This window comes from Prevotella jejuni (assembly GCF_900187995.1).
Classification (GTDB): domain Bacteria; phylum Bacteroidota; class Bacteroidia; order Bacteroidales; family Bacteroidaceae; genus Prevotella; species Prevotella jejuni.
In genome coordinates, this window is sequence record NZ_FZNZ01000001.1 from 127,740 (window position 1) to 148,915 (window position 21,176).

At 37.9% G+C, this 21,176-nt stretch carries 16 protein-coding genes; 7 read left to right on the top strand and 9 right to left on the bottom strand.

Going from position 1 to position 21,176, the window contains the following annotated elements; genetic code table 11:
- The first annotated feature begins 96 nt into the window (after window positions 1–96).
- Together ubiE and CHB62_RS00480 are read left to right on the top strand one after the other, a co-directional pair.
- Window positions 97–831, top strand: coding sequence for a bifunctional demethylmenaquinone methyltransferase/2-methoxy-6-polyprenyl-1,4-benzoquinol methylase UbiE (gene ubiE, locus CHB62_RS00475; protein WP_089365229.1), 735 nt, complete (start codon window positions 97–99; stop codon window positions 829–831).
- A 297-nt stretch (window positions 832–1,128) separates the two neighbouring features.
- Window positions 1,129–1,881 (top strand): shikimate dehydrogenase family protein, encoded by a 753-nt coding sequence (locus CHB62_RS00480; protein WP_089365230.1) that lies wholly within the window; start codon window positions 1,129–1,131, stop codon window positions 1,879–1,881.
- A gap of 571 nt (window positions 1,882–2,452) precedes the next feature.
- On the opposite strand, the gene CHB62_RS00485 is transcribed toward CHB62_RS00480, so the two are convergent.
- Window positions 2,453–3,052 carry a Crp/Fnr family transcriptional regulator gene (locus tag CHB62_RS00485; protein ID WP_009010746.1) on the bottom strand — a complete coding sequence of 200 codons (600 nt, stop codon included), beginning with the start codon at window positions 3,050–3,052 and terminating at the stop codon, window positions 2,453–2,455.
- A 28-nt stretch (window positions 3,053–3,080) separates the two neighbouring features.
- Window positions 3,081–4,862, bottom strand: coding sequence for a translation elongation factor 4 (lepA, locus tag CHB62_RS00490; protein WP_089365231.1), 1,782 nt, complete (start codon window positions 4,860–4,862; stop codon window positions 3,081–3,083).
- A gap of 179 nt (window positions 4,863–5,041) precedes the next feature.
- On the opposite strand from lepA, the gene CHB62_RS00495 reads away from it, so the two are divergent.
- A complete protein-coding gene (locus CHB62_RS00495; RefSeq protein ID WP_089365232.1) occupies window positions 5,042–5,434 on the top strand; it encodes a DUF8479 domain-containing protein in 393 nt (130 codons plus the stop codon).
- Window positions 5,435–5,523: 89 nt separating this feature from the next.
- Here the strand turns inward: CHB62_RS00495 and CHB62_RS00500 are convergent, their stop codons facing one another.
- A complete protein-coding gene (locus CHB62_RS00500; protein ID WP_009010742.1) occupies window positions 5,524–6,171 on the bottom strand; it encodes an HAD family hydrolase in 648 nt (215 codons plus the stop codon).
- Between the two features lie 159 nt (window positions 6,172–6,330).
- Between CHB62_RS00500 and mltG the strand changes: the two genes are divergently transcribed.
- Entirely contained in the window at window positions 6,331–7,365 is a 1,035-nt protein-coding gene (gene mltG / locus CHB62_RS00505; protein WP_089365233.1) for an endolytic transglycosylase MltG, read from the top strand.
- Between the two features lie 1,225 nt (window positions 7,366–8,590).
- Here the strand turns inward: mltG and CHB62_RS00510 are convergent.
- The 4 genes from CHB62_RS00510 to galE all read right to left on the bottom strand — a co-directional run bounded on the left by CHB62_RS00510 (window position 8,591) and on the right by galE (window position 12,304).
- Window positions 8,591–9,262 carry an RluA family pseudouridine synthase gene (locus CHB62_RS00510; protein ID WP_089365234.1) on the bottom strand — a complete coding sequence of 224 codons (672 nt, stop codon included), beginning with the start codon at window positions 9,260–9,262 and terminating at the stop codon, window positions 8,591–8,593.
- A gap of 214 nt (window positions 9,263–9,476) precedes the next feature.
- Window positions 9,477–10,223, bottom strand: coding sequence for a 3-oxoacyl-[acyl-carrier-protein] reductase (gene fabG, locus CHB62_RS00515; RefSeq protein WP_009010738.1), 747 nt, complete (start codon window positions 10,221–10,223; stop codon window positions 9,477–9,479).
- A gap of 66 nt (window positions 10,224–10,289) precedes the next feature.
- On the bottom strand, window positions 10,290–10,883 hold the full coding sequence (locus CHB62_RS00520) for a TetR/AcrR family transcriptional regulator (protein WP_009010737.1): 594 nt from the start codon (window positions 10,881–10,883) through the stop codon (window positions 10,290–10,292).
- Between the two features lie 383 nt (window positions 10,884–11,266).
- Window positions 11,267–12,304, bottom strand: coding sequence for a UDP-glucose 4-epimerase GalE (galE, locus tag CHB62_RS00525; protein ID WP_089365235.1), 1,038 nt, complete (start codon window positions 12,302–12,304; stop codon window positions 11,267–11,269).
- Between the two features lie 171 nt (window positions 12,305–12,475).
- Here galE and CHB62_RS00530 point away from each other — a divergent pair, with 171 nt between their 5' ends.
- Both CHB62_RS00530 and CHB62_RS00535 read left to right on the top strand, forming a co-directional pair.
- Window positions 12,476–12,922, top strand: coding sequence for a hypothetical protein (locus CHB62_RS00530; RefSeq protein WP_089365236.1), 447 nt, complete (start codon window positions 12,476–12,478; stop codon window positions 12,920–12,922).
- Window positions 12,919–14,187 carry a type IX secretion system plug protein gene (locus CHB62_RS00535; protein ID WP_089365237.1) on the top strand — a complete coding sequence of 423 codons (1,269 nt, stop codon included), beginning with the start codon at window positions 12,919–12,921 and terminating at the stop codon, window positions 14,185–14,187. The genes CHB62_RS00530 and CHB62_RS00535 overlap by 4 nt, the downstream gene beginning before the upstream one ends.
- A 365-nt stretch (window positions 14,188–14,552) precedes the next feature.
- On the opposite strand, the gene rho is transcribed toward CHB62_RS00535, so the two are convergent.
- Both rho and CHB62_RS00545 read right to left on the bottom strand, forming a co-directional pair.
- The gene (rho, locus tag CHB62_RS00540) at window positions 14,553–16,505 is read right to left on the bottom strand and encodes a transcription termination factor Rho (RefSeq protein ID WP_089365238.1); all 1,953 of its coding nucleotides are present in this window, start codon (window positions 16,503–16,505) and stop codon (window positions 14,553–14,555) included.
- A gap of 529 nt (window positions 16,506–17,034) precedes the next feature.
- Window positions 17,035–18,552: a DUF4301 family protein gene (locus CHB62_RS00545; RefSeq protein ID WP_089365239.1), complete on the bottom strand. Its 1,518-nt coding sequence runs from the start codon at window positions 18,550–18,552 to the stop codon at window positions 17,035–17,037.
- 142 nt (window positions 18,553–18,694) lie between these two features.
- On the opposite strand from CHB62_RS00545, the gene CHB62_RS00550 reads away from it, so the two are divergent.
- Window positions 18,695–20,905, top strand: coding sequence for a RelA/SpoT family protein (locus CHB62_RS00550; RefSeq protein ID WP_089365266.1), 2,211 nt, complete (start codon window positions 18,695–18,697; stop codon window positions 20,903–20,905).
- The last annotated feature ends 271 nt before the right edge of the window (window positions 20,906–21,176 follow it).

A 21,176-nucleotide genomic window follows, 5' to 3' on the forward strand; every position in this document is an offset into this window, starting at 1 on the left:
TATGTCTAATATGTTATTAGAAACTATTTAGGCTATCAAGATATAGTTATCAATATTATGAATTTAGGGTTGTGGATTATGAACTAAAGTAAGAATATGTACGAGCAGGAAAAGATTAAACCCTACGATGGTAATGGTGAGAAAGGTAAACTTATAGAAGAGATGTTTGATAACATCGCACCAACCTATGACACACTGAACCATCGTCTCTCTGGAAATATAGATAAAGGATGGCGTAAGAAGGCTATCCGACAGCTTCTACCCTATCGCCCTAAGCAGATGCTTGATATTGCTACAGGAACTGGTGACTTTGCCATTCTTGCTGCCAACGAGCTGAAGCCAGAACATCTCATCGGTGCAGATATCTCTGAAGGAATGATGGCTATCGGTCGAGAGAAAGTTAAGGCTGCAGGATTAAGCGATGTTATTTCTTTTCAGAAAGAGGACTGTCTCAACCTTTCTTTTCCTGATAATACCTTTGACGCAGTGACTGCAGCCTTTGGTATTCGTAATTTTCAAAACCTTGACAAGGGACTTGCCGAGATTTGTCGTGTACTGAAGAAGGGTGGTCATCTGAGTATTGTTGAACTAACCACACCTGTTAAGTTCCCAATGAAACAACTCTTCCGCTTCTATTCTAACACATTCTTGCTTAACTATGCTAAGTTTATCTCAAAAGATAAAAGTGCATACGAATATCTAAATAAGACTGTTGAGGCTTTCCCACAAGGCGAGAAGATGATGGAGATATTTCAAAAAGCAGGCTTCTCAAAAAGCTCTTTCCGCAGGTTGACATTCGGTATCTGTACGATGTATTTCGCAGAAAAGTAAATTATAAAATCAACTACTATTATATCTCAGTGTGAGATGTATGTCGCAGAATAAGCTCTTCCAAAACTTAGATAGACAAAGTCTACTAAAATAAGAAGATTTTCTTTCAGATGTTACCATAGCGGTATTGATTCCTTTTATTGTCATAATTAACATCTCATGTTATCTTATAAGTCATTCAACGCATTTAGCGACTGACTTGAATGAAGCCAGATATAGAGAATGTTAGTTTGTGAGTGAAATACTGACTGAGACAGTGGATGAACAAAAGAATAATTTATAGAACAAGGTTAAGATATGGATAAGTACGGACTAATTGGCTACCCATTAGGGCATTCTTTCTCAATTGGCTATTTCAATGAGAAGTTTGAGAACGAACACATCAATGCCCAATATATCAACTTTGAAATCCCATCTATAGAGGATTTTAAAGAGGTAATTGATGCTAATCCTCAATTACGTGGACTGAATGTGACCATTCCTTATAAGGAACAGGTAATTCCTTATCTTGATAGTCTTAGTCCAGAAGCTAAAGCTATTGGTGCTGTGAATGTTATTCGTGTCACTCATAAGGGTAATAAGACGATACTTAAAGGTTTCAATAGTGATGTGATTGGTTTTACACGAAGTATTGAACCTTTGCTTGAACGCCATCATAAGAAGGCACTTATCCTTGGTACGGGTGGAGCATCAAAGGCTATAAATTATGGATTAAAGTCACTTGGGTTAGAAACAATGTTTGTTTCACGTACAAAACGTCCTAATGTCTTAACATACGAAGAGATAACACCAGAGGTAATCGAAGAGTATAATGTTATTGTTAATTGTACTCCTCTTGGTATGTATCCTAAGACAGAAGAGTGTCCTACCCTCCCCTATGACGCAATGAATAGTCACACTCTACTTTACGACTTACTTTATAATCCAGATGAGACCCTCTTTATGGCCAAAGGACGTGAGCATGGAGCAGTTGTAAAGAACGGTCTTGAAATGCTTCTCTTACAGGCTTTTGCAAGTTGGGAGTTCTGGGAAGGGGAAGAACAAATATAATTTCTCGTTATGTTATCTTCTTTACGAAGCGTTAGATTAGTTCTACTTAGACCTAACTTAGTATGATCTATTGGGTTTAATAAGGAAAGTATGATATTTACATAAGTCTCTATTTAAGGTCGATACTACCCTATATTGATCACCTTATGTCAAAAGATTTGTACATTTGCGGCGTTGGTACCTTATTATATATGTGTCGTGTAGAAATATTCTAACGTAGTCCTAAACTTGTGTTTATATTTATCACGCTTAGTGTTAAGTATAAACATCAACTTATGCTGATAGCTAAAATTTCACAATCCTTTGCTCCAAAATATATCAACTTGTTGTTAATAATAAGTTGATATACTGATGTCAAGTATAAAATATCTATCTAATATCATTTTACAACTATACCCTTTCTTTCTTAGATAGCCTTTAGCTCCCTCTATTATAGAGGCTTACAAAAAAGTTAGAGAAACCTAAGTAATTACTATTTTCACGTGTTACATGTTTGTAATTAAACGAAATAAGTAATTATTTAACTTCCCCTAACCCTCTGTTTTATAACACTTGATAGATAAAAGACCGCTTAATCATCAAGCAATGTTGATGACCTAACACGGCTTAATGTCTCTGGTGTCATTTGTAAATAACTGGCTATATAAACCAATGGTGCACGTAAGACAACTTGTGGATTGAGTTTACACATTCTTTTGTAACGGGCCTGTGCAGTTTCAAAACGTACGAGGTCGGCATGAATTTGCGATGTTATAAGACTCTCTTCCAATATCTTGCGATAAAGAATCTGAATATTAACATTATGTAATGCCACCTGTTCAAGCTTCTGCTTAGGTAGTGCGTAAACCCATGTAGGCTCTAAAGCCTCTACCTGTAACTTTGTAGGTTCTTCACGGAAAAGGCTCTCTATACACATAAAGATACTTCTGTCCTCTCCTAAATGTTCGGTAATTTGCTTACCATTCTTAAAGTAGAACTGACGAATAAGTCCTTTTTCTATGTAATAGAAATGCTTACAGATTTCCCCTTCGCTGAGAATCATCTGTCCTTTGGCGAATTTCATGGGCACAAGGATACTCTCAAGTACATCTAACTCGTCATGAGTCATCGTACTATATTTACGTGCCAATTCACGTGCAATATCTCTTGTATCATTAACCAAATCCTTCATATTCCTTTCCTTTCTTATTACTTTGACTTTAATCCAACTTCAATACGGCAAGGAATGCTTTCTGTGGAACTTGTACGTTTCCAATCTGTTTCATACGTTTCTTACCTTTCTTCTGCTTCTCTAAGAGCTTACGCTTACGGCTAATATCACCACCATAACACTTTGCGGTAACATCTTTACGTACCTGCTTAACGGTTTCTCGTGCAATGATTTTAGCACCGATAGCAGCTTGTATAGCGATGTCAAATTGCTGGCGTGGTATCAAGTCTTTCAGCTTCTCACATATCCTTCTTCCAAATCCGACAGCATTACTCTCATGTGTCAGAGTAGAAAGGGCATCAACGGCCTCTCCATTCAGAAGAATATCAAGCTTTGCTAACTTGGATGAACGGAAAGAATCAATGTGATAATCAAATGAGGCGTATCCTTTAGAAATACTCTTCAATTTATCATAGAAGTCAATCACAATCTCACCCAATGGTATCATAAAGATGAGTTCCAATCTATTTCCACTCACGTAGTTCTGACTGACAAGCTCACCACGTTTATCAAGACACAACGTCATAATAGGTCCAATGTATTCACTGGAGGTAATGATAGAGGCCTTAATATAAGGTTCTTCAATATGATCAATCATAGTCTGATCTGGAAGGCCAGAGGGGTTGTGAACCTCTTTAACATTCCCTTGTTTGTCATATACCATGTAGCTAACGTTAGGTACGGTGGTAATAACATCCATATTGAACTCTCTATCTAATCGTTCCTGCACAATCTCCATGTGAAGCAATCCTAAGAAGCCACAACGGAAACCGAATCCCAAAGCTTGCGAACTCTCTGGTTGGAACGTAAGTGAAGCGTCATTAAGTTGAAGTTTCTCTAAGGAAGCACGCAACCCTTCGTAGTCATTTGGGTCGATAGGATAGACGCCCGCAAAGACCATTGGTTTTACCTCTTGGAAGCCTTCAATGGCATGTTTGCAAGGATTGACAATGTGTGTTACTGTATCGCCCACCTTTACCTCAGTAGCATTCTTAATACCAGAAATGATATATCCTACCTCACCTGTTGACAGTTGTTGGGTTGGCATCATCTCCATCTTTAATACGCCAACTTCATCAGCGGTATATTCCATACCAGTCTGTACAAACTTAACCTTATCACCTTTTTTTATGACTCCGTTCTCAACCTTGCAAAGCGTGATAATACCACGGAAAGAGTTGAAGATAGAGTCAAAGATGAGGGCCTGAAGTGGAGCGTTGACATCTCCTGTTGGTGAAGGGATGCGTTTTATGATAGCTTCAAGTATGTCTGGTACGCCTTCCCCCGTCTTTCCACTTGCTCGAATGATGTCCTTTGGGTCACAACCAATAAGGTCGACAATCTCATCCTCGACCTCTTCAGGCATTGCGTTAGGCATATCTATCTTATTGATAACAGGGATAATCTCCAAATTATGGTCGATAGCCATATAGAGGTTAGAGATAGTCTGCGCCTGTACGCCCTGCGTTGCATCAACGATAAGCAATGCACCTTCACACGCTGCAATGCTTCGTGACACCTCATACGAGAAGTCAACATGTCCTGGAGTATCAATAAGATTAAGTACATATTTCTCCTTACCTAATGTGTACTCCATCTGGATAGCATGACTTTTGATAGTTATACCACGTTCACGCTCCAAATCCATATCGTCAAGCATCTGCCCTTCAGTAATTTTTATCGTCTGTGTGTACTCTAAAAGACGATCAGCCAAGGTTGATTTACCATGGTCAATATGGGCAATAATGCAGAAATTCCTTATATGATTCATTCGTTTGTCTATATTTTCAATCTGCAAATATAATGATTTTTATTGAGAATTAAGAACGTTAAAATAAGAAATTGTTTATTTTTTCTTATCTTTGCATTGGATATATAGTTAGAAAGAAAGTTAAAAGACTGTTCTTGGTTAGATAGTCCTAAACTGTAATTAACATTAAATTAAAAGGAATGAAACATTTATTTTATGCAGCTTTATTGCTACTTTCACTCTCTGCCTGTCGTAATAGTTTAGAGGAAAGGGCAGCACAAGAATGTAAAGAATATACCGAGAAGAAATGCCCGACTCCTGTTGTTAATGACACGAGAATGGATAGCATGGTTTTTGAGGCACCTTCTCGCACTATCCATTATTACTATTCACTTGTTGGTAAAGCTGATAACGAGCAGGCTGTCCACGCTAAGAGAGCAGAGCTCAGAAAGGCTTTACGTGATGCGTTGAAGGCTGACCCTGGTTCGAAAGGGTACAAGGATGCTGGATTTAATTTCCAATATACCTATCGTTCTGGTGCTACTCCATCAAAAGTATTGCTAGATGAGACTTACACTAAAAAGGATTATTGAGCCTTGTTAGGCTTCTTGAGTAATCTCTTCTACTAATATTTATTCCAATTACTTGCCATTTAATTGAATAGCAAGTAATTGGTTAATCGTTATAACCTGCTTAGAATTTCAATTGGTTTTTCTACGAACAGAGAGCCTCCATGCTCTATTAAGAAGTCTTTATCACGAAATCCCCAAAGCACACTAATACAAGGTAAGCCACAATTCTTTGCTGTCATGATATCTACATCACTATCGCCTATATACACGGCATCTTCTTTTGATACATTTAGTTGACGCAAAGCTTCTAATACAGTGTCGGGAGCTGGTTTCTTCCTAATGTTCTCTCGCTCTCCTATTGCTACCTCTATCGTATCCGGGAAAAAATGTTTTGCAAGGTCTTGTGTGGCCGCATAGAATTTGTTACTTACAATAGCAAGGTGCTTACCACGTCGTTTTAGTTCATGTAACAGTTCTGGTACACCATCGTATGGACGTGTTGTGTCAAGATTATGTTCCATATAATGTTCTCGGAATTTTGCGTATGTTTCCTCGAACTTAGGGTTATTAACTCCCTCTGGGATAGCTCGTTCCATTAATAGCTTAACACCATTACCAACGAACATACGTACTTCCTCTATTGTTCGTTCAGGCATGCCAGCCCAACGAAGCGCATAATTTGTACTTGATGCTAAATCGTTTAGCGTACTAAGTAATGTACCATCTAAATCGAAGATATAAGTCTTAAAATCTCTCATTATCCTTTTATTAATCTCAGACAAAAGTACATAATAATATAGACATTAGGTTACTTTTTCCCTTAAATTTCGAAAAAGAGGCTATCAAAGTTGCTTGTCATTGCTCAATTAATACTTAAATATTGTACCTTTGCACCTTAGAAGAATAAATTTAAGACAATGAGTAAGAATAAAAAGAAGGGAAAAGGAACAACTTCCCGTTGGATTTTAATATCAGTTCTTGTCGTATTAGCTGGTGTAACATATTTTCTTTTCTTCTCTGGAATGTCTCGTACAGGTAATGAGACATACATTCAGATTGACGAAGATGACAATATTGACTCTGTATATGCCAAGCTTCAACCGCTCTCAACTCCTCAAGGATTTTGGGTCTTTAAGCAGATTGCTGGGGTAATGGGATATGCGAAAAAGATACGTCCTGGTAGATTTGTTGTAGGCTCTTCTGGTTCACTTCAGACATCACGTCATATTATTAATGGTTTACAAGCACCAGTGAAAGTAACTATACGGTCTGTAAGAACGATAGACGACCTTGCTACAGACGTAAGTGAAAAACTGATGTTTACACGTGCTGAACTGCTTTCACGCCTCAAATCAAAAGAGGTATGTAAGAAATATGGCTTCACGCCAGAGACTATCCCAGCAATGTTTATTCCTAATACGTACGACTTTTATTGGAATATTTCTGTCGATAAGTTCCTCGATAAGATGAGTGAAGAGAATAAGAAGTTCTGGAATTTTGAACGTAAAGAGAAAGCTAAGCAGGCTGGATTTACTGAGAGTGAGATAGTTACACTCGCAAGTATTGTGGATGAGGAGACGGATAATGAGGCTGAAATGCCAAATATTGCGGGTATGTATATCAACCGTTTGCACCTCAACATGCCTCTCCAAGCCGACCCAACTGTGAAGTTTGCTACTAAGAATTTCACTGCTCATCGTATTTATCAGAAGTGGCTTACGATAGACAATCCATATAACACCTATAAATATCGTGGTCTTCCTCCTGGGCCTATTCGCATCCCTTCAGTTGCAGCAATTGATGCTGTACTTAATTATGTACACCATGATTATATCTATATGTGTGCAAAAGAAGACTTTAGTGGAACCCATAACTTTGCTAAGACATACGAGGAGCATCAGAAAAATGCTGCAAAATATGCAAAAGCACTGAATGAACATGGAATAAATTAAGGTGGTGATATTTAGTATCCTACCCTCGCTATCGATATTACAAGTCTATCTTTTATGGCGTTATTCTCTGGCTTCTTCGTATGTTGGTGACGATTGAACAAGACATACACCCTTGACATCTGTGTTCTTCTGTGAGAGGAATAAGGCTTTATTCTTCCATAGAAGAGCACAGGGCGATTGGTTAATACGATATCATGTTACACATATATATTCTTGCAATTTAAAATGTTGTAGACGAGTATTCACATCTTAAAGTATAAAGATTAAGAGTGGAGATGAATGTAAAAAGCTCTTACAAAATATTCTTGTAAATATAATTAAAAGGAAAGGTAATTCTCGTATAAGCTAAGGTTGACAACTAACAGTAAACCAATTAGTTATAATCAGTGCAGAAGAACATGCCTAATAAGACGCAAGAAGAGCCTTAGTAACAATCAAGAAGGGCGTCTTCTTGAAGCCTATTGGGCATCTTCTTGAAGCATGAAGGGCAAGTATTGGCTTTGAAAAGTATGAAAAAGGTTTACAACACAAGCCTGCTGACTCACTATAAATCACATTCCCGTACGAGAATATCATAGATGATGAGATGATAAATTACGGTTCTAACAAACTATTCTCACAATATTCTTAACCATAACTGATAGTATATAACCTAATTCGTCTGTAACAAAATGGCAATATGGTGTAGTCCTTTACTCTTTATAAGCTAATAATCTGGGGGACAAATCTACTTATAAGGTATCATTCTGTTTGCTTTATTTTGCGTTTATTGCGGTGGTGAAAATGAAATAAAATATCTTGAATTAGTATTTTAACATTGTGTCTACTGCAAAAATTAGTTTTCTCATGATAATAGTTTCCTGCATGCTCCGCCACTATAGGGCGATGACAACGTATTTCATAATAAAATATTTTTGCTGTCATTACTGTCATTCGTTATCATACCCTAACTTGTTGGTTTACAGTAGAGTTGTGAGAAATGTTAAATATGACAGCAAAACAAAATAAAAAATATTCTTGAAATAATGTGTGTTTTTATCCTTCTCAATTGGATGGCTATTTTACTTTATTAATTGAAAAGGCTGAAGATAAGGTTAGTATAAAATACTTTCTTTATTGAACGATTATGGGCTGAAAGCCAATCTTTGAGAATTTCAGCCCATAAACTTTATCTGCTACTCGGAAGGAATAGATGTAGTATGCGGTTGCTTGTCTATAATTCCAATTAAAAATTGCCTATTGCCTGCCATAGGTTATCGTTAGGGAGAGGTGACTCAATACAAATATTCTCTTTTGAAACGGGGTGAATAAATTCGATCCGATGGCTTAGCAAACTGATACTACCATCTGAATTAGAACGTTGTGCGCCATATTTTAGATCGCCTTTTATAGGGCAATCCATGTTAGAAAGTTGGCAACGAATCTGATGATGACGCCCAGTCATTAGATTGATTTCCAGTAATGTATAACGTTCAGATTGATTGATTACTTTATAATGTAAGATAGATTTCTTGGATGTAGGGACCTGGTGGTTATAGGCGTAACTCTTATTCTGTCGTTCGTTACGTACAAGCCAGTCTGTTAATGTCGCTTCTTTCTCCAATGGTGGACGTGTAACAATGGCCCAATAAGTCTTATGCACCTCACCATTTCGGAACATATTGTTAAGTCTTGTAAGTGCTTTTGACGTTTTTGCAAATACAACTAATCCTGAAACAGGACGATCGAGACGATGCACAATACCTAAGAAAACATTACCAGGCTTCTGGTATTTGTCCTTAATCCATCGTTTGACAATCTCAGACAATGGTTCGTCACCAGTCTTATCACCTTGAACTATTTCGCCTGCTTCCTTATAGACGATTATGATATGATTATCTTCGTATAGTACTTCCATAGTCAACAATACCTTACAAGAGAGTTATAAAAACAGATTAACAATAAAAAGAGTAACTTATTAGTTGATTACTACGTATGTCTGAGTAATTAGAATAAGGTATTCCCCACCTTATATATATAAGATAAGGATTTGTAAATGTAATTCAGAGAGACATTAGTATATCTTCCTCCCTCCTATATCTGCATGATATAAGGAGAGAGGGAGAAATGTATTACATATTCATACCACCATCAACCTGGATAACCTGACCAGACACATAACTTGATAGTTCAGAGCCAAGATATACCGCTGTGTTAGCAATATCGTCAACGGTACCACCACGGCGGAGAGGAATCTTTGATGTCCATTCCTTACGAATGTCGTCGTCCAAAGCCTGTGTCATTGCGGTATCAATGAAACCTGGAGCGATAGCATTTGCACGGATACCCTTAGGACCCATCTCCTGTGCAACACTTTTAGCCAAGGCTATCATACCAGCCTTTGATGCTGCATAATTAGCCTGACCAGCATTACCATGTACGCCGACTACACTGGCCATATTGATAATACTACCATTACGCTGACGCATCATTACTGGAACACAAGCATGAATGAAGTTGAAAGCACTCTTAAGGTTCACTGCTATAACAGCATCCCACTGCTGCTCAGTCATTCGAAGCATAAGACCATCTTTTGTTATACCGGCATTGTTAACAAGAATATCAATAGAACCAAATTCCTCTTTGACCTGCTTTACAACCTCTTCTGACTGTGCGAAATCTGCAGCATTACTTGCGTAACCCTTTACTTTTACGCCCTTAGCAGCAATCTCTGCCTCTGTTGCTTTACCATTCTCATCGATAACAAGATCGGTGAATGCAATGTTTGCACCCTCTTCTGCAAACTTTAATGCGATTGCCTTACCAATACCACGTGCAGCACCTGTAATCAGAGCTGTTTTACCTTCCAATAATTTCATGTTGTTTTGATTTATATTGTTAGTTTATGAATATACAAACTGAATGATAGGTTGCCTTAGTGTTAATTATTTCAAACCATTTTTACCTAAAGCACCATATACAACCTTTGCAACAAGTGGACGTGAAGACTCCTCGGTTAAACCATGTCCTAATCGCCCATAGATAAATGGAACTTCAAGTCCCTTAATACAATAATGGGTAATATCAGCAACAAGTTCTACATTCTCTATGTCAAAGTCTCCATCCTCTTTAGCGTCAGAATAAACCTTTCGGAAAAGTTCTATCTCGTCTTCATCAAAGTTCTTTCGTGCCTTCTCTACCATCCAAATATTCCTAAAGAACTCTGCACGTAAATTACCATTACGCATAACAGTTTCTTTAATCATACTAAGATGTGTGTAAATAAGCTCGATGATTTTATCTTGAGGGCTTATACTCTTTGCTGCTACCTCGTCTAACTTATCAGATAGGCGTTCTAACTCCGACTCTATAACGGCATAATAGACATCATCTTTACTCTTAAAATAAGTATAGAGTGTACGTCTACCCTTCCCTGATGCCTTAGCAATGTCGTTCATTGTTGTGTTTGCAATGCCATTCTTCGCAAAAAGCTGGCGCGCTACATCAACGAGCTTTTGTCTTGTCTTTGATATTGACATACCCTTGTGATTATCTATTAAATCATTTGCACAACGCAAATATCATGTGCAAAAGTATAGATTATATCTGAATTTAGCAAATTTACACGTATAAAAGTTTTCTTTTTTTAATCTTTTTATCCTATATGTTGTTCGATAATGCGGATTGTTTACTTCTCTATTAGATAATATATAATCATATAGTTTACTGATGGAATGATAATAATTACTCCCATGAACTATTACTGTTTATAAGATTTTATAGATTTAAAAGGCATAAAAAAATTATCCCCCGATTCACATCGAGGGATAACAACAACACAAACACAAAATAAAGCAGGTTTCACCTGCAATACTGTTTTTGTTTACTAATCTTGACTTATATTAATCGTAAAAAAAGAAAATTACATAATTCCGTCCTCTCTTAGCTTCTCCTGCCATTTCCATGCAGAAGCAAGAACGTCAGACAAAGGTGTGTCTGCCTTCCAACCTAATACTGTGTTGGCTTTGGTGCAATCACCCCAAATCTTTTCAATATCACCTTCACGACGTGGACCATATTTCCAATTAACCTTAACACCAGTAGCCTTTTCAAAAGTGTCAACAATTTCTTTTGTTGAATTACCACTACCTGTACCGATATTAAAGTATTCTATCTTATCTGTCTCTTGGTCAAGTACACGTGCCATTGCTGCTACATGAGCTTTTGCTAAATCTACAACATAGATATAATCACGGATACAAGTACCATCTGGAGTATTATAGTCATTGCCGAAGATAGTTAGTTCTTTTCTGATTCCCATGGCAGTCTGTGTAACAAAAGGAATCAAGTTGTTAGGAACACCATTTGGCAACTCACCAATCAAGGCAGATGGATGTGCACCAATAGGATTGAAATATCTTAATACAATACTCTTAATATTCGCACCACTATGAATATAGTCTAAGATAATCTGCTCATTAATTTCTTTGGTATTACCGTATGGAGAAGTTGCTTTCTGGTGTGGAGCATTCTCTGTAACAGGAAGATTCTCAGGCTTTGGTTGCCCATATACAGTACAAGAACTTGAGAAGATGATGCCCTTAACATTGTATTCAGGCATGAGCTCCAAGAGGTTAATCAATGAAACAATGTTATTTCTATAATACATCAGAGGCTTCTGTACACTCTCCCCTACTGCCTTAGAAGCTGCAAAATGAATAATACCTTCAATTTTGGGATATTTACGAAAGACATTCTCAGTTGCCTCATGATTGCGAAGGTCCACCTGTTCGAATGCAGGACGAACACCAGTTATTTTCTCAATACCATCTAAAACCTCTATTTTAGAGTTAGATAAGTCATCTATAATAACAACTTCATATCCAGCTTCTATTAGTTCAACAGTTGTGTGTGAGCCTATAAAACCAGTCCCTCCAGTAACAAGTATTGTTTGTTTCATTTCTTTTTAGTTCCTTATTTTTAACTGATTTATGTCAATTAGTTATGCTGCAAAGATAATATATTTTTTATAACCATCAAAAAAAGAACGTAAAAAAATGTCTACATCTATACAAACTCGAAAACTTTTTGTATATTTGCCATTGTAATAAATCAACTTATAATCATTGAGATGACAGAAACCGAACAAACCCAACAACAGATTGAACGCTTTTTGAAGAAGGTTGCACAGAAGTTTACCGCTGATGATTGTGACATGCCAATGACTGATATTCATTTACGTGTATCACAAGATAGCGGTGATCTTATGGCTTTTGACGATAGTGACGTCGAGATTACTCGCTGTGTAATAGACCAATGGATTGACAACAAAAGTGATAATTTCTATCAAGAGATAGCTACTATCTTGCGCTCATCTCTCAATCGTATTAAGGATGTAGTAGAGAATATGTCTATCATGAAACCTTATAGCTTCATTCTTGAAGATGATGATAAGAATAATATTGCAGAGCTTTATCTTGTTGATGATGACATTGCAATCATTGGTGGTGATCTCATGCATGATTTAGATAATGACCTCGATAATTTCCTCAAAGATTTATTGGGTAAAGAAGAATGAAGCGATTAACCTTACTATTTGTCTATTGTTTAGTTTGTTTTTCACCTATTTCTGTTTCTGCGCAACGCCATGAAATTCATGACGAGAACTTTCGTTCATTGCAGGTTGTTGCTAATCAGAAATGGATGGACCTACCTGTCATGGTACTCAATGATGGTAAGATAAGTATAGATTTTGATGATCTTACGCATACTTATCGTCGTCTGACCTATCGTTTAGAGCATTGTGAGGCTGATTGGAAACCTTCTGTCGGACTCTTTGAAAGCGATATCGTAGATGGTTTCATTGCAGGAAATACAATAGATAATGTAAAGGAGTCTACACTAACAAACACTCTTTATACACATTATCATTTGGATATTCCCAATGATAAATGCCGTCCAAAGTTGTCTGGTAATTATCGTCTTTACATATACGATGATGATGATAATAGCTCTGCCCAGCCTTTGCTTACAGCATGTTTTATGCTTACAGAGCCTGTGGAAAGTTCTATGGGAGTAAGATTGAATATAACCACACAAACCGACCAAACTATTAATGGCAATCAACAACAAGCTGAGATGCAGGTAGATTATGGTAATTATACGGTTAGTAACCCTCAACAACAAATTAAGACAGTTGTGTTACAAAATCGTAACTGGCTTGATGCTCGTTGGAACAGTAAGCCTCAATATGTTATGTCAAATGGTCTAAGGTGGTCACATAACCAAGACTATATCTTTTGGGCGGGTAATGAGTACCGAAAGTTTGAGATTCTTTCAACAGATTATACCTCTATGGGCGTAGATAAAATTAGTTGGGATGGTAAGAACTATCATGCCTATCTCTTCCCTACTGCCCCTTTATTAAATTATCTCTATGACGAGGATGCTGATGGTGCATATTTGATACGCAACTCGGATAATATAGAGATAAATACAACAAGTGATTATATTTTGACTCATTTTCAGTTAAATGTGCCCTCACCCTACCCTTACAGAATATTTCTGAATGGCGATTGGACATATAATCGTTTGATTCTTGCTTATGAGATGAATTATAATTCTACAGGAGGATATTATGAAGCGGTAGTCCCTTTGAAGTTTGGTTATTACAACTATCAATTTCTTGCTGCTGATGAACAAGGTAGACTCTCATCTTTCAAAGTAGACGATGGTCATTACCAAACAGAAAACAGCTATCAAGCACTTATTTATTACCGCCCACAAGGAGGGCGAACCGACATGCTTGTTGGCTATACAAATATAAGATTTATCAAAAGGTAAGAGTATTTTCCGGTTGTTATAAGATTGGAATAATTCCTCCTTATTATAGAAAAAAGTTTTTATTTCGTTTGCTGTCATTTTAACATTTGGCTCTAATTTATTGTATATTAGTTTATTAAAAACTTAAAGATGATGACAGAAATGACAGGAAAAATATTTTTAATAAGTTTTGTATGATTAGAAATTAATCCTTCATAAAATTAAAGTAAACCAAAAGCATCGACCTTTATAGATTTCTACAGGACAGTACAAAAACAAAAAATGTATCAAAAGGAAACGTTCTGTTTCATACTTTTGATACATTTTTTTTATTTACTTACCTTGCTGTTTTCTGAAAGAAAAGCAAGTTTTATAATCTAATCATACTAATCATTCATTGACAATAGGAACTCTTCATTATTCTCTGTACGTCTCATACGATCGTGGATAGAGTTCATCGCCTCAATAGAATTCATATCAGCAATATACTTACGAAGTATCCACATGCGGTCAAGTGTTGTACGATCCTGCAAAAGGTCATCACGACGAGTACTTGAAGCAACCAAGTTCACAGCAGGGAAGATACGTTTATTACTTAAGCTGCGGTCAAGCTGCAACTCCATATTACCTGTTCCCTTGAACTCCTCGAAGATAACTTCATCCATCTTAGAGCCAGTATCTATCAAGGCTGTTGCTATAATCGTCAGAGAACCACCACCCTCAATATTACGTGCAGCACCAAAGAAACGCTTTGGTTTTTGCAGTGCATTGGCATCAACACCACCAGTCAATACCTTACCAGATGCTGGTGCAACAGTGTTATATGCACGTGCCAAACGAGTAATAGAATCAAGGAAGATAACAACATCATGACCACACTCAACCATTCGCTTCGCCTTCTCTAAAACAATTCCGGCAATCTTTACGTGGCGTTCTGCTGGTTCATCAAATGTAGAGGCAATAACTTCCGCATTTACAGTACGTGCCATATCCGTAACCTCCTCAGGACGTTCATCAATCAAAAGCATCATCAAGTAAGCTTCTGGGTGGTTGGCTGCAATAGCATTTGCAATATCTTTCATCAAGATAGTCTTACCTGTCTTTGGTTGAGCCACAATCAAAGCACGCTGTCCTTTACCGATTGGTGAGAAGAGATCAACGATACGTGTTGAGAGATTAGTTGTTCGTGGATCACCACAAAGACTAAATTTCTCATCTGGGAAGAGCGGAGTAAGATGCTCGAATGGGATGCGGTCGCGAACTTCTGACGGATTTCGACCATTGATTTTCTCAATACTTGTCAGTGGGAAGTATTTCTCTCCCTCATGTGGTGGACGTACGTGGCATTCCACAACATCACCCGTTTTCAAACCATATTGCTTAATCTGGTTGTTTGCAATATATACATCATCTGGTGATGACAAGTAATTATAATCGCTTGAACGAAGGAAACCATACCCATCAGGCATTACTTCAAGAACACCATTAGCCTTTATAATATCAGAGAAATCGTATGCAGCATTGTTTACCGATGGTGCATTATCATAGATAGGAACTGACGGCATCTGAGGAGGTAGTGTTGGTTGGTCAAACATATCATAGTTTGGGACAACACCTTGGTCCTCTATTGGTAAGTCTACAACAGGAATAAAATCTGTCCCATCGCCTGGATCACCAGCCCACACCCCGTCAGGTGTAGTTGCATAGCCAGCATCCATATTCATATTATGTGCATTCACTTTCTCTTGAAGACGTGCGAGCAATTCTTCTTTCCCTTCATTCTCTTCTTGCGAAGGTGTGTTAGAGAACTGGTCTTCTGGGATAAAGTCTTCTGGAACAGAAGGTTCTGCTTTCTCTTCTTGCACTTCCTCTGCAGGTTCTTCAACCTGTGGCGTCTCTTCAGACTTAGCTTTTAATGCAGCTTCAGCAGCAGCAATAGCCTCTAATTCAGCCTTTGACTTACGGCCACGATGCTTAGGAATAGATGCCAATATTTCTTCTGGAGACTTCTCTTCAGTCTTTTCCTCTTTTGATTCAGGTAGGTCTTTGAATAAAGATTGCTGACTCGCAGTCGTAGCCTTATTCTTCTGTACATCAAAGTTCTCCCCTTCTTCACCATGAACAGAATAAACTCGATCAGTATCCTTTCGTGCTATCCTGGTACGCTTACGCTTTGATTCTAAGGGGTGTGCTGTGCCTGCCTCTTCAGCTTGTCGGTCAAGAATAGCATAAACAAGCTTATCCTTGTCATCTCCTGGTGAATAGGTAGCACCTGTGCTCTGAGCAATAGTTTCAAGTTCAGAAACTTCTTTCTCTAATAATTCTTCTTTACTAAACATATAAATATGTATGGGAAATTACATTTGATTGTGTGTGGACGTTTCATAAAGTGAAACATCATTGAATGTGTCTTTTGTGTGGCAAAGGTATAATATTTATTTGAACCCTACAAGATTTCTCTTATTTTTTTTGCTGTTCATTGAAACTAAAATGCTATCCTCTCGTCTTCTTGACCATCTTTCACAAGATTATATTGTCTTATCTTTAAGAAATAAGCTATTCACTAACCAGATAGATTATCTTGGTTTTCGGCTGTTTGATGTCTTCTTAATAATAAGTTACATGTGCCATATACATCTTATCTATTATGATTAGGCTTTCGTTAGATTGGTGACTAACCTCTGCTGAAATAGTGATAAACGATAATATAATGTGTTGAAACAAGTAGATAGAAACTTTATTATGCTTATAATAAATAGGTGGTAAGGCTTAGATAAACTACTTCCCAACCAATTAGAAATATAATTTCCAACAGTTGGGAAGTATTTTATTCTTTATCTACTCAATTTAGGACTGTCCTTCTGATGTTTATTGATGCTGCTCACGCAGAAGGTCGTTGACAGTCTTTACTGGGTTGAAAGTACCGAGTGGTACTTCTACAAAGACGGTATTCCAATCACTCATCGCCCCATTCCACAATCCTGGAAGTTCTAAAGCTTTGAGTTCACGACCATTCTTCGATTTAGAGCTGATGAAGCCTGTTGTTTTATCAACATACTTTGTCAAATCAAAGGCATTACCTTTGTAGTCTTTGATGGCGCATACAAGATCGACAGGGTTAAAGTGAGTACCTTCTGTAAACATCTTCATAGATGTTTCATCGTTCTTGTCTATTTGTGAACTTTCAAGAATCTGAAGGCTTACTGTCCCATCATGATTATAAACGAGGAATGGTCCACCACCGGGTTCGCCTACATTCTTCACCATACCACATACACGCATAGGACGATTTAGCTTCTTATATAGGTATTCTGCCAGTGTTGCATCATCAAGAGAAGACCTGTCGTGTTTCTCGCAAGAAAGTTCTTTCTGTAGGAAATCAGCCATCTCTTCAAGCTCAGATCGAGAACAATTGCCCTGTTCTAATTTGTGGAGATAAGCAAAAGCGCGCTCCTGTAATTCAACAAGTTTACCTGCAATAATCATCTTCCAGCTAATGGTTTCGTCCTTCAGGCGGTCGGGCACCACATTATCTATATTCTTGATAAAAACAACATCAGCATCCAGATCGTTCAAATTCTCAATGAGTGCACCGTGACCAGCTGGTCGAAAGAGTAACGAACCATCCTCATTACGGAAAGGAGTATTATCAAGGTTTACGGCTATCGTGTCTGTACTCGGCTTCTGTTCAGAGAAAGAAATATCAAAGCTAACACCGTACTTAGCCTCATATCCAGTCTCTTTGTCAGCTACCTTTTGCTTGAAGAAGGCCAAGTGTTCATGTGATACAGTGAAATGTACGTGTGCCTGCTTGTTACTTTCTGCATAACGTGCTGCTTCAACCAAATGTTCTTCCATTGGCGTTCGTGCTCCGTCAGCGTATGAGTGGAATAGAAGCAATCCCTTAGGTAGCTGTCCATAATTCAAGCCCTCCTTATTTAATAAGGTGGCAACAATTGTTTTATAGTGTCCTTCCTCTAATAGTTCGTCCGCACTTTTACCCTTTAACTGTTGGCATTTAGCTGATAATTCATTGAAAAACGCAAAGTCATGGATGTTAGAAAAGAACTCTTTCTCAAAGTCACTCACTGGTGCATCATTGCTACCATTGAGGAATGCGAACAAATCCTTAAACATACGGCTGGCTGCACCAGACGCAGGAACAAACTTAACAACCTTATGTCCACTTGTTTGATAGTTTTTCCATGCACGGCAAACATCCTCACAAGCATCCTTGTCAAGTACTGTAATACCCTTCTTTGGGGTTGCAGCACCTTCAAGTTTCAAATAAGGAAAACCTCTCTTGAAGTCTTCTAATTGCTTACTAATCTGTTCCTCACTTATTCCTTTATCATGAATTTGTTTTAGGTCTTCTTTCTTTAACATAATGGTAAGGTATTAAAAAGATTGTATTATATCTGCAAAAATAACGAATTAAACCGAAAGAAAGAAACTCTTTGACACATTTCTTTCTCATTATTTCAATTTTCTTTGTATCTTTGCCTTGGTTAATAGATATATTATGCCTATGGAAGAGAAATTCATTTATACGGATAAAGAGAAGGAGTTGTCTGAAAAGATACTCGAAGAACTTAAGGAAACACTTGGCCAAACATTCTACGAGAATGATCTTCCAAAGCTGCGTGACCATCTGAATAAGACGATTGCTGATAACCGTATTCAGCGTAATGTCTTTAAGTTAAACCCTATTTTATGTTCTCTACAGACAGCTGCTATCGCTGTTAAGGATATAGGGTTGAATCGCGACTCAGTTATTTCAATCCTTTTGTATCAAAGTGTCGAAGAAGGAGAAATAACTCTTGACGAGATAAGTAAGCTATATGGTGAAGGCGTTTCGAAGATTATTCATGGTCTTATCCGTGTACATGCACTTTACAAGAAGACGCCAGTTATCGAAAGTGAGAATTTCCGCAACCTTCTGTTATCATTTGCAGAAGACATGCGAGTTATCTTGATTATGATAGCCGACCGCGTCAATCTCATGCGTCAGATACGTGATGTAGAGAATAAAGAAGCCCAGCGCAAGGTATCTGAAGAGGCCAGTTATCTTTATGCCCCATTGGCTCATAAGTTAGGACTTTACCAGCTTAAGAGTGAACTTGAGGACTTATCGCTGAAATATCTGGAGCATGATGCATATTATCATATAAAGGAGAAGCTCAATGCCACTAAGAAGGTGCGTGATGCTTATATAAGTAGTTTCATCACTCCGGTCAGTGAACAGCTTAAAGCTGCAGGACTTAAATTCCACATAAAAGGTCGCACAAAGTCTATTCATTCCATCTGGCAGAAGATGAAGAAGCAGAAGTGTGCCTTTGAAGGAATCTATGATCTCTTTGCTATCCGCATCATTCTCGACTCACCAGAGGATAAAGAAAAGATGCAATGTTGGCAGGCATACTCCATTGTGACGGATATGTATCAGCCTAACCCTAAGCGACTGCGCGACTGGCTATCTGTACCAAAGTCGAATGGTTACGAATGTCTGCACATCACAGTACTTGGCCCTGATAAAAAGTGGGTCGAAGTACAGATTCGTACCGAACGTATGGACGAGATTGCTGAACACGGTCTTGCTGCTCACTGGAGGTACAAGGGAGTGAAGGCAGAAGGTGGAATGGACAACTGGTTGGCTTCTATTCGTTCAGCACTTGAGGCCGGTAACAACCTGGAGGTGATGGATGAGTTTAGATCTGACCTTTATGAAAAGGAGATTTATGTGTTCACACCAAAGGGCGATTTGCTTAAGTTTCCTAAAGGAGTTACTGTACTCGACTTTGCTTATCATATTCATTCCAAGATAGGAAATCAATGTGTAGGTGGAAAGATTAATGGTAAGAATGTTTCTTTCCGTACCGAGTTACATAGTGGTGACTCTGTTGAGATACTAACTTCGTCGACACAGAAGCCTAACCGTGACTGGTTGAATATCTGTAAGTCTTCGCGTGCAAAGGCTAAGATACGTCTTGCACTGAAAGAAACACAGGTTAAGGATGGCCTGTATGCAAAGGAACTACTCGAACGTAGGTTTAAGAACAAGAAGATTGAGATTGAAGACTCCACAATGGGACAGCTCATTCGCAAATTAGGGTTCAAGGAAGTCTCTGAATTCTATAAGCAGATTGCTGATGAGAAACTTGACCCTAACTATGTTATCGAGGAGTATCAGAAGACTTATAACCATGCGCACAACCTCAATCAAGCAAAGGAAACGGAGAGCGCAGAGAACTTTGAGTTTGAAAATCCTACGACAGAATATCTGAAGAAGAATGATGATGTACTCGTTATAGATAAGAACCTCAAAGGCTTAGACTTCTCACTTGCAAAGTGTTGTCACCCAATTTATGGCGACCCTGTCTTTGGCTTTGTGACAGTCAGCGGAGGAATAAAGATTCACCGAGAGGATTGTCCGAACGCACCAGAGATGCGCAAGCGTTTTGGCTACCGTGTTGTTAAGGCACGTTGGAGCGGTAAAGGTTCCTCTCAGTATGCTATTACGCTGCGTGTCATTGGTAATGACGATATTGGTATTGTAAGTAATATTTCCAATATCATCTCAAAAGACGAGAAGATCGTGATGCGTTCTATCAATATTGACTCTAATGATGGCCTTTTCTCTGGTAATCTTGTAGTCCTGTTGGATGATAATTCCAAGTTGAATATGCTTATCAAGAAACTCAGAACGGTGAAGGGTGTTAAGGAGGTAATGAGAATATAAAATAATCTAATATGCTTTGCTCTCATTCTCTAACCTTGTTTTTAAGGAGAGAGAATGGGGGTTTTTTGTTTTATATCATTCATTTTAGCGGATTATGAGACTGATATAGTTAGCGAAAAAACGATAATACGCCTTTATGAATATTTATTACAACGAGGAGCTATTACGTCCCTTATTTTGAGAGTTAGAAGTCTTTTGTAAGCAAATGGTAACTATCAAGTAATTAAGAGGTTACATACCTCATTAGAAGAAGACGCCTAATTAGTTTTAA